Source organism: Gracilibacillus boraciitolerans JCM 21714 (assembly GCF_000521485.1).
Lineage (GTDB): Bacteria > Bacillota > Bacilli > Bacillales > Amphibacillaceae > Gracilibacillus > Gracilibacillus boraciitolerans.
This window is the reverse complement of record NZ_BAVS01000001.1, coordinates 181,189-193,886: the sequence shown is the minus strand read 5'-3', so window position 1 is coordinate 193,886 and position 12,698 is coordinate 181,189. Positions and strand designations below refer to the sequence as shown.

Annotated in this window: 12 protein-coding genes and 3 pseudogenes; 3 read left to right on the top strand and 12 right to left on the bottom strand. The window is 34.5% G+C overall.

Going from position 1 to position 12,698, the window contains the following annotated elements; all coding sequences use genetic code 11:
• Window positions 1–10 precede the first annotated feature (10 nt).
• From JCM21714_RS00985 to JCM21714_RS00950, 8 genes and pseudogenes are all read right to left on the bottom strand, one after another.
• The gene (locus JCM21714_RS00985) at window positions 11–1,213 is read right to left on the bottom strand and encodes a D-alanyl-D-alanine carboxypeptidase family protein (RefSeq protein ID WP_235182531.1); all 1,203 of its coding nucleotides are present in this window, start codon (window positions 1,211–1,213) and stop codon (window positions 11–13) included.
• 163 nt (window positions 1,214–1,376) lie between these two features.
• Window positions 1,377–2,685 (bottom strand): annotated as a pseudogene (locus JCM21714_RS00980) (pyrimidine-nucleoside phosphorylase).
• Between the two features lie 168 nt (window positions 2,686–2,853).
• Window positions 2,854–3,740, bottom strand: a pseudogene (xerD, locus tag JCM21714_RS00975) (site-specific tyrosine recombinase XerD).
• 12 nt (window positions 3,741–3,752) lie between these two features.
• Window positions 3,753–3,971 (bottom strand): DUF4227 family protein, encoded by a 219-nt coding sequence (locus JCM21714_RS00970; protein WP_035720987.1) that lies wholly within the window; start codon window positions 3,969–3,971, stop codon window positions 3,753–3,755.
• 61 nt (window positions 3,972–4,032) lie between these two features.
• On the bottom strand, window positions 4,033–4,521 hold the full coding sequence (fur, locus tag JCM21714_RS00965) for a ferric iron uptake transcriptional regulator (RefSeq protein ID WP_035720986.1): 489 nt from the start codon (window positions 4,519–4,521) through the stop codon (window positions 4,033–4,035).
• Between the two features lie 104 nt (window positions 4,522–4,625).
• Window positions 4,626–5,273: a stage II sporulation protein M gene (gene spoIIM / locus JCM21714_RS00960; RefSeq protein ID WP_084040553.1), complete on the bottom strand. Its 648-nt coding sequence runs from the start codon at window positions 5,271–5,273 to the stop codon at window positions 4,626–4,628.
• A 99-nt stretch (window positions 5,274–5,372) separates the two neighbouring features.
• Window positions 5,373–6,545 (bottom strand): endonuclease Q family protein, encoded by a 1,173-nt coding sequence (locus JCM21714_RS00955; protein WP_035720985.1) that lies wholly within the window; start codon window positions 6,543–6,545, stop codon window positions 5,373–5,375.
• A 1-nt stretch (window position 6,546) separates the two neighbouring features.
• Complete coding sequence (locus JCM21714_RS00950) at window positions 6,547–7,092, bottom strand: NUDIX hydrolase (RefSeq protein WP_035720984.1); 546 nt, start codon at window positions 7,090–7,092, stop codon at window positions 6,547–6,549.
• A 102-nt stretch (window positions 7,093–7,194) separates the two neighbouring features.
• Between JCM21714_RS00950 and JCM21714_RS00945 the strand changes: the two genes are divergently transcribed.
• Window positions 7,195–8,109: an aldo/keto reductase gene (locus tag JCM21714_RS00945; RefSeq protein ID WP_035720983.1), complete on the top strand. Its 915-nt coding sequence runs from the start codon at window positions 7,195–7,197 to the stop codon at window positions 8,107–8,109.
• A 385-nt stretch (window positions 8,110–8,494) separates the two neighbouring features.
• On the opposite strand, the gene JCM21714_RS00940 is transcribed toward JCM21714_RS00945, so the two are convergent.
• From JCM21714_RS00940 to JCM21714_RS22630, 3 genes are read right to left on the bottom strand one after another with little or no spacing between them, the layout of a single operon-like run.
• Window positions 8,495–8,725: an iron-sulfur cluster biosynthesis family protein gene (locus tag JCM21714_RS00940; protein ID WP_052000313.1), complete on the bottom strand. Its 231-nt coding sequence runs from the start codon at window positions 8,723–8,725 to the stop codon at window positions 8,495–8,497.
• A gap of 11 nt (window positions 8,726–8,736) precedes the next feature.
• On the bottom strand, window positions 8,737–9,303 hold the full coding sequence (locus JCM21714_RS00935) for an SDR family NAD(P)-dependent oxidoreductase (RefSeq protein WP_268748260.1): 567 nt from the start codon (window positions 9,301–9,303) through the stop codon (window positions 8,737–8,739).
• On the bottom strand, window positions 9,254–9,526 hold the full coding sequence (locus JCM21714_RS22630; protein WP_268748259.1) for an SDR family NAD(P)-dependent oxidoreductase: 273 nt from the start codon (window positions 9,524–9,526) through the stop codon (window positions 9,254–9,256). The genes JCM21714_RS00935 and JCM21714_RS22630 overlap by 50 nt, the downstream gene beginning before the upstream one ends.
• A gap of 172 nt (window positions 9,527–9,698) precedes the next feature.
• Here JCM21714_RS22630 and JCM21714_RS00930 point away from each other — a divergent pair, with 172 nt between their 5' ends.
• Both JCM21714_RS00930 and rnz read left to right on the top strand, forming a co-directional pair.
• Complete coding sequence (locus JCM21714_RS00930; RefSeq protein WP_035720982.1) at window positions 9,699–10,430, top strand: glycerophosphodiester phosphodiesterase; 732 nt, start codon at window positions 9,699–9,701, stop codon at window positions 10,428–10,430.
• 17 nt (window positions 10,431–10,447) lie between these two features.
• On the top strand, window positions 10,448–11,365 hold the full coding sequence (gene rnz / locus JCM21714_RS00925; RefSeq protein WP_035720981.1) for a ribonuclease Z: 918 nt from the start codon (window positions 10,448–10,450) through the stop codon (window positions 11,363–11,365).
• A gap of 232 nt (window positions 11,366–11,597) precedes the next feature.
• On the opposite strand, the pseudogene JCM21714_RS00920 reads toward rnz, so the two are convergent.
• A pseudogene (locus tag JCM21714_RS00920) lies at window positions 11,598–12,655 on the bottom strand (DNA polymerase IV).
• Between the last annotated feature and the right edge of the window lie 43 nt (window positions 12,656–12,698).

The following is a 12,698-nucleotide window of genomic DNA, read 5'->3' as shown; positions in this document are numbered from 1 at the left end:
TCAATCTCTTTTAGAAGAATGACTGAAATGTCCGTTTGAATAACTGAAAAACATTAGCATGGTTGATATCGTCATGTACCACTAAATCTGTCTCGCTAATCAGCTTATCATCATCCAAAACCTGAAGTTTCCCCACCATCGTACCTTTTTCCAATGGAAGATCAATATTTTGATTGATGGTAATTTTAGTATCTATCTTGCTTAAATCAGTTCCTTTCTCAAATAATACAGAAACAGAATCACTTGTAACCACATCTACTTTCTGCTTGTCTGCTTTCAACCATTCAAAAGAAGTCACCGTTTGATTCTTTTCATAAAGCTGCTTCGTTTCGTATTTGGAAAAGGCGTAATCTAGAAGTTGACTAACGTCACTATTGCGCTCTTTCGTGCTATTGGCCCCCCCCAATACTACTGCGATTGTACGCATACCATTTTTTTCTGCAGTAGCTGTTAAACAATATTTAGCTTCACGGGTATATCCTGTTTTTAGTCCATCTACCCCCCCTTCGTAGAAACGTACCAGTTTATTTGTATTAACTAACCAGAACTCATTATCTTTACCCTTTCGCAAATAATCCTCATATATACTAGTGTACTTCGTAATATCTTCATATTTTAAAAGCGCTTGTGCCATGATCGCCATATCGTGTGCGGTACTATAGTGATCCTCAGCAGGTAAACCTGTAGCATTTTGAAATTTAGTAGATTTTAAACCTAATTGATCTACTTTATTATTCATCATCTCTACAAATGCTTGTTCACTTCCGGCAATTCGTTCTGCCATCGCCACGCTTGCATCGTTTCCAGATGCAACAGCAATTCCTTTTAAAATATCCTCAGCCAACATTTCCTCTCCAGCTTCTAAAAAGATTTGCGAACCACCCATTGATGCAGCCTTTTCACTAACTCTTATTGTTTCATCAAGTGATAATTGACCTTTTTCGAGAGCTTCCATAATCAATAACAGCGTCATAATTTTTGTCATGCTTGCAGGTGGTAGTTTTTCTTCTGCATTTTTATCAAATAGGATATTTCCAGTATCGCGTTCTATTAATATTGCTGATTTCGAATGATTAGCCAGATCAAGAGATTGATTCTCATTAACTTCTATTGATACATGTGCGTCACTATGATGTGCAAGTACATTTCCGCTTGTAAAAAGCAAAATACTCAATATTACTAAAGTCATTGTAAAAATTATTTTTTTCAACATTTGTCACCTCCGCTTAATACTAATTCTATTTTTTCCAAAAATACTAAAAAGTATAACTGGTTTTACAAGAATCTTATTTATTTATGTTCTTAGATCTTAAAAATAGTTAACGGAAACCAGACAACAAAAAAGCTCAGAATATCATCTGAGCTCTTTTCCTGTGTTATTTAATTACTTCGTATATCATCTTCCGTTTGTTTGCTTTTTCTTCTTTGATCGTATAAGCATCTTTTACGATAGATGCAATCTCATCGACCTGTTGTTGGTCACTATTTAAAATAGCAATCGTATCTCCTGCATTTACAAAATCTCCAATTTTCTTTTTGAGAGTAATGCCAACACCATGATTTATTTTATCTTCTTTCGTTGCGCGGCCAGCACCTAGATGCATAGCAGCAATTCCAATTTGATCAGCTTCCATTTCATGAATGTAACCTTGTTGTTCTGCTTTTACTGGGATTTTATATTGAGAGGTTGGAAGTTTTGTTAAATCTTCTATTACAGACACGTCTCCATTCTGCGCCTTGACAAAATTCTTAAAGCATTTTAATGCCTCCCCCCCATTATCGATTAATTCATTTAATGAACTAGTCGCCTCTACATAATCAGAATAGACCCCCCCAGCAACAATTGTCATATGTGCTGCCAGTTCGATTGCCAATTCTCTTAAATCATCAATTCTCTTTCCTTGTAAGATTTCTACTGCTTCCTTCACTTCACTTGCATTTCCGATTTCAAAACCGAGAGGTTGATTCATATCACTAATCACAGCAATAGTGTTACGATTTAATTGCTTACCAATTGTAACCATTTCTTCAGCCAGTTTTTTTGAGTTTTCCAACGTTTTCATAAAAGCACCAGAACCTGTTTTTACATCTAAAATTATACTATCAGCTCCGGAGGCAATCTTTTTGCTCATAATAGAACTGGCAATAAGCGGTAAAGAGTCAACCGTCGCTGTAACATCTCTTAAAGCGTATAATTTTTTATCAGCCGGTGCAAGATTGCCTGTTTGTCCGACAACTGCTAATTTATAAGTATTCACATTATCAATAAATTGTTGATTAGATAATTCAACTCTAAATCCAGGAATAGATTCTAATTTATCAATGGTTCCCCCCCCAGTATGACCTAAACCTCGTCCAGACATCTTGGCAACAGGAAGTCCAGCCGCTGCTACTAATGGTCCTACAATAAACGTGGTTTTATCTCCTACGCCACCTGTTGAATGTTTGTCCACTTTATGACCTTTAATTGGAGATAAGTCTATTATATCCCTGACGCGACCATGTGTTTCGTTAAATATGCAGTCTCCTCTTGTGACATACCTTGATAATAAATAGCCATCATTAAAGCGGATACCTGATAATCTGGAATTACTCCTGCCATATAATTTTCTATAAAAAAGCTATTTCTTTTTCATCCAAAGATTCACCATTTCTTTTTTTTGCAATAATATCTACCATTCTCATGATAATGACCTCCAATATTTCTTACTGAATTTCACATTTAATATTATTAAATAGTACTTCTTATAAATTTTGCTACTAATTTTCTATACCCTGTCCATCTATATAATATGCCTACATTTCTTTATTTTATAATACCAGAAAAACGTCACGAATTAATTCGTGACGTTTTCAGGCTCTTGGATGATGTGTCTTATAGATGTCCTTTAATCGTGATTTGGAAACATGTGTATATATTTGCGTAGTAGAAATATCAGCATGTCCAAGCATTTCTTGGACAGCCCTTAAATCAGCTCCATTTTCCAACAAATGCGTTGCAAATGAATGCCGCAATGTGTGAGGTGATAAATTCTTCTCTATCCCTGCCGTTGCTGCGATATCTTTAATAATCTTCCAAAAGCCTTGTCGTGATAAGGGATTACCATGATGATTAACAAAAACTGTATCAGTAGCCTTTTGTTTGACGAATTGTGATCTAGCTTTATTTAAATAGATTTCTAAAGCATCATTTGCAATATCTCCCAATGGAACAATTCGTTCCTTTGATCCTTTGCCGAAACAACGAACAAATCCCATCGTTAAATGCAAATCCTCCATTTTTAAATTGATTAATTCAGACACACGTAATCCTGTTGCATACAAGGTTTCTAACATGCTTTATTGCGTATGGAATATCTATCTGTATCAGGTATATCAAGTAATTTATCAATGTCTTTAGGTGATAATACTTTCGGTAACTTACGGTTTGCTTTAGGAGTTTCAATATGTAAGCTTGGATCTACCTTCAATTGATACTCCCTTATTAAGAACTGATGAAATAATCGTAAAGTAGATAGCATTCTTGCACATGTGGCAGCAGATTTACCCTGGTCATTTAACATATAAATAAATTTCAGTACATCATGTCGCCCAACTTCTTGCCAGCTGGTTATCTTCTGTTTCTCTTTTATATATTCATAATAGTGTGATAGATCACGTTTATACGCTTGAATAGTATTGTTAGATAAACCTCTCTCAATCCGCACAAAGTGAAAAAACTCTTCTATGGGATATTGCATCTCACTCATATTTTATTCACCCAATCGAAAAAAAATACTTAAACGCTCCCAAACATTCTGGTCTTCCTGCTGAAATACTTTAACAGCATTCCCTTGAGGATATTCATAACGATCTAATTTTTCATATTCACTGTGTACTGCCTTTATAACATAAAAAAATAAGAGCGTACATAGCACAAAAATAATAAAAAACTTAATCATTTCCATCGATATCTTGATAAAAGACGACATAGTACATTCTCCTAATAGAATTTATATACTCTATTAGAATTTATACCGAGATTATTGAAAATTATACCTGTTTTGTTGCTAATTTTTTGGCCTCGCAATTTTTACATATTCGATCCTGACACTTTTGACAAATCCCGTGAAATGTTAATCGATGATCCTTCACCAAAAATCCCCCCCAATCTGATTGTACAATTTCTTCTACATCATCTAACAGGTCATCCATGATCTCTTCTACCGATCCGCATTCCGTGCACACTAAATGATGATGAAAGTGTTTAGCACCCTCTTTACGAAGATCAAAACGAGATACTCCATCACCAAAATTTATTTTATCTACAATTTTTAATTCAGTAAGCAATTCCAAGGTTCTGTATACGGTAGCTAAACCAATCTCAGGTGATTTATCTTTAACTAATAAATACACATCTTCTGCACTGAGATGATCTTCTTCTCTTTCTAATAAAACACGTACTGTAGCTTCACGTTGTGGAGTTAATTTATAACTTTGTGCATGCAATTCCTTTTTTATACGGTCTAAACGGTGTTCCATCTCGAAGACCTCCTTACAAAGCTAATTATAAAGAGACATATGTAAGGTGTCAATTAAAATAATTATAAAATAGGCTATTTTTTATTATTATTTAATAACTATTATTATTTAATAATTCGATCTGAAATCATCTTCATCGCTTCAAATGAAATGAAGGATTCTAATAATGCTGCTAGGCTAATTACTATTACCAGGGAGATAAACAGACCAATATAACGAGAAAATAATTGTAAAATAGGTTGCTTATATCTTTTAGAAAACATGCTTTGCAATAGTGTTAATGAGAAGATCATGGCAAAGCTACTTGCAATTATATAAATCGGTATGATAATCAAATTTTGTGGCGCAATAGCTGAAAACGAAAATAATAGACCTTCTAATAAACCTAACTGATTCACAAAAAAGCCAACTGTAAATCCTATCGCTACACCTTTTATAAATAACAGGATCCAGATAATTGGCAATCCAATAACTGCTAAGCCTAAAAAAAATAGTAAGGACAGAAATTGCATATGGTAAAGAAACGAATTTTTAAATAAACTTTGTTTTGCAATAGGATCCTCTTGTAAAAAGCTCAGAAAGAAACGCTCTAAATAAAAAAATAAATCTTGTTTTTGGACAAACGTCATACTATTTACAATAATAGCACCAAAGATAATACCGGTAATAAAAAGAATTACCGTAAATATATAGATGGTATGATATTTAGTGAAATGTGTTGTCAAAGGTTTTCTATTTTTTGCTAGTTTCAAACTTTCCACATCCTTCAATTAAGTTCTTTCTTCAATCTATGAAATACTAGATAGAAATAGAACTGATCAAAGTATGCTATTTAGACAAACAAATTACTCTCATTCATTTCTTATCTTTCCGTATTTTCCGCCACCACCTTCTGTTAAATTGATCCTCCCTTGTCGCAGATTAATAATTAATTGGGTAAGTTTTTCTCCCACTATCTCTATTAAAGCTTGCTCAGGAACATAGTGGATGACATTCATTTCGGTACCAAAATGTTGTAATAAACGATCCAGTGTTTTTGGTCCCAAACCTGGTAAGTATTCAAGCGGAACCTGATAAATATAGTCAGGTCTAACAGGAGGATCGCTCTGCTGTGAAGATAACTCTTGAATTCGATCTGCTACCCCCCCTTTAATATACTTAGTTGATCCACATTCTGAACATTTTCCTTCTTCAGATGTTCGTGATAAACATTGAGAACAAACCGTTGCATAATATTTACCTAAGCGAGGATTCATACCAAAATTTTGTTTGATCCTTCGATTATTTTGTGTCAATAAAGCCGCTTTTAATTCAAGGAAGGTTGGATTTTCCAGATACATCTGCTGATACTCTCTCGCTATTTTACCTAATGAATGCGCGTCAGAATTAGTTACAAAAGAGAATCTGTGTAATTCTGCTATTTGATCTGCCATGAAACTGTCAGAGCTTAAACCAAGTTCTATTGCATCAATTAAATTGGGATCAAATATCTCCTCTAAAGTGCTAGACACCCCCCCTTTTCCAAATAAACTCTTAAAAGGGGTGAATACATGTGCAGGAATAAAGATACCCTGAAGTTCTTTTGTCTTCTTCTGCAGATCGATCGCACTGCCATAATATCGTTGCGAACTAAGCTCAATATTTTTCATATGCTGAGAAAGCCAGTTAGAAAATTGCTGCATATTATCTAAGTAAGGGAAATAACAAAGCACGTGAATGGGACCGTTACAGTTCTCATCGTACACTTCAATCTCGGAGCCTAAAATTAAGGTAGTATTCGAATAACGAATTCCTCCCTCTTCCAATTCAAACGCATTATCCATTGCTATAGATTCTTCTATTTCTGTTAGAACAGTCGGTGCATGACAATCTATCACACCCACTATATCTATCCCTTTCCTTTGACTTGCTTCTTCCATAATATTTGTAATGGTAAGATTTTTAGAGGCCGTAATCTTTACTGGTTTTCCTTTATAATTGCGGCCAACATGAATATGTAAATCAACAAAAAAGTCATGTAACATTCTATTTCATACCTTTGGATTTCAGATATAGAATTGCATATATCGTTTTTATATCATGAATTTCTTGAGTAGCAATTAATTTTTCTGCCTCATCTATCGATAATTCGATTAATTCGACAAATTCATCCTCATCCAGTTCTTTTAGCTCTGTTAATTTTTCTAAGGAATTGGTTTCATATAGATAAATGATCTCATCTGCAAAGCCTGGAGACGTATAAAAGGAAGAGACATAATTCATATTTTTAGTAGTAAATCCTGTTTCCTCTTCTAATTCCCTTAATGCTGTTATTTCCGGTGATTCTCCCTCTTCTAGTTTTCCTGCTGGTATTTCTACTAATACTTTTTCTAATGGCTTACGATATTGTTTAACAAAGATTATTTTATTATTCTTAGAGACTGGAATAATTGCTACTGCACCAGGATGTTTTACAATTTCACGCTTCGAGGTTTTTCCATTTGGTAACATCACATCATCTACTTGTACATCTATTATTCTTCCGTTAAAAACAGTTTCTGATTTTATTGTTTTTTCTTCAAATTGATTCATTTTTTTCATCCCTTCTATATTAGAACAATCCCTTTTATTGTATTTCTTTCTTTATATTTGTACAATGAATTTATAAAAAAACTTATGGAAAGGTTGAATAATATGGATAAAATTCAATTAGGATCATCAGATTTACGTGTTTCACCAATCTCGCTAGGCTGTATGTCACTAGGAACCGATTTAACTAAAGCATCAAACATAATTGATGAAGCATTAGATCTTGGCATAAATTATTTGGATACGGCTGATTTATACGACAGTGGACAAAATGAAGAAATTATCGGTCAGACCATCAAAAATAAACGCGATCAATTTATCTTAGCCACTAAAGTTGGCAACCATCTAAAATATGACGGAAGCTGGTTTTGGGATCCTCGTAAAGCTTATATTAAAGAACAAGTAAAAGAAAGCTTAAGAAGATTGCAAGTCGATTATATTGATTTATATCAATTACACGGAGGGACAATTGAAGATCCGATTGAGCAAACAATTGAAGCATTTGATGAACTAGTAAGTGAAGGAACCATCCGATACTATGGTATTTCTTCCATTAGACCTAATGTGATCCGGGAATATGTAATGAAATCTAAAATAGTCAGTGTAATGATGCAATATAGCATTTTAGATCGCCGCCCCGAAGAGGAAATGTTAGATCTATTGCATCAAAATCACATTAGTGTCGTTACAAGAGGCTCACTGGCTAAAGGCATATTAAGTAAAAAAGGTGTTGAAATAGCTAAGCAAAAAGGTCAGAAAGGTTATTTAGACTATCAGCCTGACCATTTAATTGAAGTAGTAAATAAATTAAATGAAATACTCAATAAAGGGCAGACATTAACAGGCCTTGCTTTACAGTATGTTGCACAGAATGACGCTGTTTCATCCATTGTTTCTGGTGCAAGTTCCATGGATCAAATAAAAGAAAATGTGAATGCACTGGAACAAAATTTTGATCAAAAGCAATTCGATCAAGTAAAAGAGATAACACGTGCTAACACATATCAACAACATCGTTAATCAAAATAACTTACGACACAAAAGGAAGATGACTATAAATCGAGATTGAAAGGTCGAAATTCTACTGCTTGCGTTCATTGTAGATATTATACAGCGCAGGCGTCCACTTCGACTCCTGGGGGATCAGCGTGATCTGAAGATCCACTTTGTAAAGTGATCTTCTTTTCAAAGTTAGCTAAAGAGCATCGCCCCCCCGGAAAGCGAAGTGGGCAAGCCGGAGTTGTTGTTACAGCTAATATACATTTCAAAATAACTACTTAGTAAATCGAAGTTATTTTACATTATCTTTCTTATGCTTTAATCAGTACAGAGTTAGTGTGAATAAAGGGATTCAACATTTCATTTGGACTTGTTAGACGAAAAGTTGCTCCATTATAATCCAGAGTTATTTTTCTGCGAAAAAAACCGATTCCATTTTATCTACAACAACTTCCCGGTCCTTGCACATCACGTCGATATGATTTCTTTGCTTTTTTGTAATAAGAGCAAAGGTTGGCATACCATTAACGCCACAGCCGCAACCCTCTGTATCGTATGTGAGCGCTAAAATCATCAAACGGCTACTATCCAGTTCAGTTAACTTATCGAGAGCTTGATTTGTTATCATTAATTCCATTTTATCTCTCCTTATTTTCTCTTAAATGCAGGCTTTAACAATTGCTCCATAATTCTTGGGAAATTCTGATAAAATCTACTACCTATGTGCATCCAATAAGGTAAATTAATCTCCCGTTTTTTTGTAAACAAGTATTTCACGATACTTTTTGCAACATCGTCTGGATCTAGCATATATTTTGAGATACTTTTTTGATAACTGCCGCTGGGATCTGCTTGATCAAAAAAAGCCGTTCTTACCGGACCAATATTTACAGATGTCACAAATACTTCGGGCTCTAATTCCATTCTTAAAGCATTAGAAAAATTTATTACACCAGCTTTAGTCGCACTGTACACAGCAGATTTTGGTGTAGCTATTTTACCTGCTTGTGATCCAATATTCACAATATGTGCTGGTGAATGCAATTTCATGTTTGGTAAAAGCTTGTATGTGGTGAAATAAAGGGATTCAAGATTAAGGCGCAGCATTGAATTAACATAATCCCATTCCATCTTTTCAAAAGACTCAAAATAACCAATACCCGCATTATTGATCAGAACATCTATTGGATGAACAGCTAATTGTATTTCCTGCAATATAGCTCCCCCATCTTTCCTGATCCGTAATATCAACAGCATAATATAGTGCTTTTATTTGATATTCTTGTTCGATTTTCTTAGAAATAGAAACGAGTTTTTCTTCTGATCTAGCAATTAAAATTGGGATTGCTTGATGTGCTGCGACTTGAAAAGATAATGATTTCCCAATTCCACTTGAAGCTCCTGTTATCAATACAAATTTTCCTTTTAACTTACTCATCACATCAACTCCACAAATTAAGGATAACATATTACTAATTTTACTGATAATGAACATGCTTCATGTTAAAAGATTGTAATTTTTCAAAAAAATAATACCTCAGTCGTTGACTTTTTTGTATTTTTTTATGACAATCAGTGAGAAGTACATTCCTTACGAGGGGGGGGAGAAAATGTCTATCATTATATATGCGCACCGTGGAGCTAGTAAACAAGCTCCGGAGAATACGATGGCTGCCTTTGATCTTGCTTATGATCAGGGGGCAAATGGTATTGAAACAGATGTACAACTCACTAAAGACGGCATACCCGTCTTAATTCATGATGAAACAGCAGATAGAACAACAAACGGAACTGGTTACATAAAAGATTTGACATATCAGGAATTACAAAGCTTAGATGCAGGTAGTTGGAAATCACCGGTCTATTCCGATTCAAAAATTCCTGCATTAGACGAATTACTTGCTTGGAATAAGGATAAAGATTTAAAATTAAATATAGAATTGAAAAATAATTTGATATCCTATCCAGATATCGAAGAAATTGTTTGCGAGAAATTGCAACAACATAAGATGGTGGAACACACAGTTATTTCTAGCTTTAATCATACTAGTATTGCTAAACTGGATAAAATGAAAACTACTATTGACTATGCATTATTAACTAGTAAGCAGATGAAAAATCTGATTCCTTTCAGCAAAGAAATTAACGCCAAAGGAATCCATATTCGATATCGCCTCTTGTCCTATCGATTAGTTGAAAATGCAACGAAAAACAATTTATACGTAGCAGTTTACACTGTTAATCATCCGATATTGATCGCTAAAGTATTACGATTAGGATGTCACGCATTAATAACCGATGTGCCAAACCTTGCAGTAAAGTTAAAGCAACAAACAAAATAAAAGAAAGGAATTTAAATATGAAAGTAACATTTTTAGGAACTGGGGGGGCTGGTTTACCGAGTAAAAACAGAAATGTAACATCAATTATTTTAGATCTTTTACAGGAAACCAATAATATGTGGATGTTTGACTGCGGGGAATCAACACAACATCAAATTTTATATACCTCAATTAAACCCAGAAAAATTAATAAAATTTTTATAACCCATCTTCATGGTGATCATATTTATGGACTTCCGGGATTTTTAAGCAGTCGTTCCTTTCAGGGTGGCGTCGATCCAGTTACAATCTTTGGTCCTGCAGGGATAAAGTCATTTATTAATACGTCGTTATCTGTTAATAAATCAAAACCTTCTTATCCAATTGACATCATAGAAATTAAAGAAGGAATTATATATGAAGATGACCAATTTATCGTTAAAGCTAAGAGGCTGGAACATGTGATTGAGTCCTTTGGTTTTCGCATTGATGAAAAAGAGTCGAAGGGATCTCTTCTGGTTGATAAGTTAAAAGCCGACGGGATTTATCCTGGTCCAATATATCAATTATTTAAAAGTCAGGATACTGTAAAATTAACTGATGGTACCGTGGTTCCATCATCAAACTATATCGGCGATCCTAAACAAGGAAAGAGTGTTGCGATTCTTGGTGATACAAGGGCAAAGACGGATGTCATTCCGTTTGTAGCTAATGTAGATCTATTAGTGCATGAAGCAACGTTCGCTAAAGGACAGGAGCAATTAGCTTATGATTATTTTCACTCCACAACTGATCAAGCTGCAACAATTGCTGCGAGAGCTCAAGTTAAAAAAATAATTCTCACTCATATATCTTCTCGTTTTCAAAAGGATGACACAGTCCAATTGGAAACAGAAGCAAAACAACAATTTGAAAATGCAACGATAGCAGAAGATTTCTATACCTATCCCTTATAAGAGCTAGTTTGAACTGATTACGAAGACCTTATATTAGCAAAAGAGTAACTAACGACACATCAGAAAGTTAAAGTTCACTAAGAGTAATTATGAAACGAAAGTATCGCTTAACAACCGATCCGGCTTGCCCGCTTTCCCTTCCTGAGGGCATGCCAGAGCGGAAATAACGCATATTAGTTCTTTCATAACCACCACTATTGTCCTTTTATTCAATTATGTTCTAGTTTTTGTTTTATTGCTCCTCTAAATATCGAAATAAATCGAGTTGATAGGTTAAGTCGTTTTTGGGCAGAGCATTTTGAATTGTTATTCCCAATAGTCGGATCGGTTCGCCATTCCAATGTTCCTCCAGAAGTAGTTCACTATAATATAAAACATCTGAAGCTTTTTCAATAAATTGAGATAGTTTCATTCTTCTCGTGATCGTTTTCCTATCACTGTATCGAATTATAATTTGAACAGTATCCCCACTGCTGATTTTCTTGCCAGCCGTTTTTCTACAGTTTCTGACAGCTTCCTTAATTGATCTATTAAAATGTCAAATTGAGTAATATCACTCGGAAAAGTTTGGGAACTGCCGATGCTTTTAAAACTAGCTGCATTTTCTGGATCTACTATTCTAGGATCTTCTCCTAATGCTCTGGCTTTTAATTTTTCTCCATTTACTCCCAATATGCCTTTTAATAACATCGTATCGGTTTTAACTAAGTCCTCTATCGTCTCTATTTGATATATTTTTAATTTATCCTTCGTTTTTTTACCGATTCCATACATTTCTTCAATGGGAAGAGGCCACAACTTAGTAGCAACATCCCTTTTTCTTAAAATTGTTATACCATTTGGTTTTTTCATATCTGATGCCATTTTCGCCAAAAATTTATTTGGTGCAACACCCACACTGCAAGGAAGAGATAGTTGCTCCATTAGTTGATTTTGAATATCTATTGCAATCTCAATGGGTGTGCCATACTCATAACTATCCGTAATATCCATAAACGCTTCATCTATTGATACTGGTTCTACGATAGGTGTGTATTCTTCTAACAAGCGAAATATGTGATGAGATACTTCTCGATAGCGCTCAAAATTAGGTCTTAAAACAATTAAATTTGGACATAGCTTGCGAGCTTGCCAAAGCGACATCGTTGTTTTTACACCTTTGTTTCTTGCTTCATAACTACTTGTCACAATAATACCTTTTCTTTCATCAGGATTACCGGCAATTGCTACTGGTTTTCCTTTAAGAGCAGGGTCGTCAGCTATTTCAACAGATGCATAAAAACTGTTCATATCTACATGCAAGATCACTCGTCCACTTTTCGGATACCATTGC

Coding starts and splice junctions, on each gene's coding strand:
- JCM21714_RS00945 (WP_035720983.1), top strand. CDS start 7,195: ATGGATAAAATTCAATTAGGATCATCAGATTTACGTGTTTCACCAATC.
- JCM21714_RS22630 (WP_268748259.1), bottom strand. CDS start 9,526: ATGAGTAAGTTAAAAGGAAAATTTGTATTGATAACAGGAGCTTCAAGT.
- JCM21714_RS00955 (WP_035720985.1), bottom strand. CDS start 6,545: ATGTTACATGACTTTTTTGTTGATTTACATATTCATGTTGGCCGCAAT.
- JCM21714_RS00985 (WP_235182531.1), bottom strand. CDS start 1,213: ATGTTGAAAAAAATAATTTTTACAATGACTTTAGTAATATTGAGTATT.
- JCM21714_RS00970 (WP_035720987.1), bottom strand. CDS start 3,971: ATGTCGTCTTTTATCAAGATATCGATGGAAATGATTAAGTTTTTTATT.
- JCM21714_RS00940 (WP_052000313.1), bottom strand. CDS start 8,725: ATGGAATTAATGATAACAAATCAAGCTCTCGATAAGTTAACTGAACTG.
- fur (WP_035720986.1), bottom strand. CDS start 4,521: ATGGAACACCGTTTAGACCGTATAAAAAAGGAATTGCATGCACAAAGT.
- JCM21714_RS00930 (WP_035720982.1), top strand. CDS start 9,699: ATGTCTATCATTATATATGCGCACCGTGGAGCTAGTAAACAAGCTCCG.
- rnz (WP_035720981.1), top strand. CDS start 10,448: ATGAAAGTAACATTTTTAGGAACTGGGGGGGCTGGTTTACCGAGTAAA.
- JCM21714_RS00950 (WP_035720984.1), bottom strand. CDS start 7,092: ATGAATCAATTTGAAGAAAAAACAATAAAATCAGAAACTGTTTTTAAC.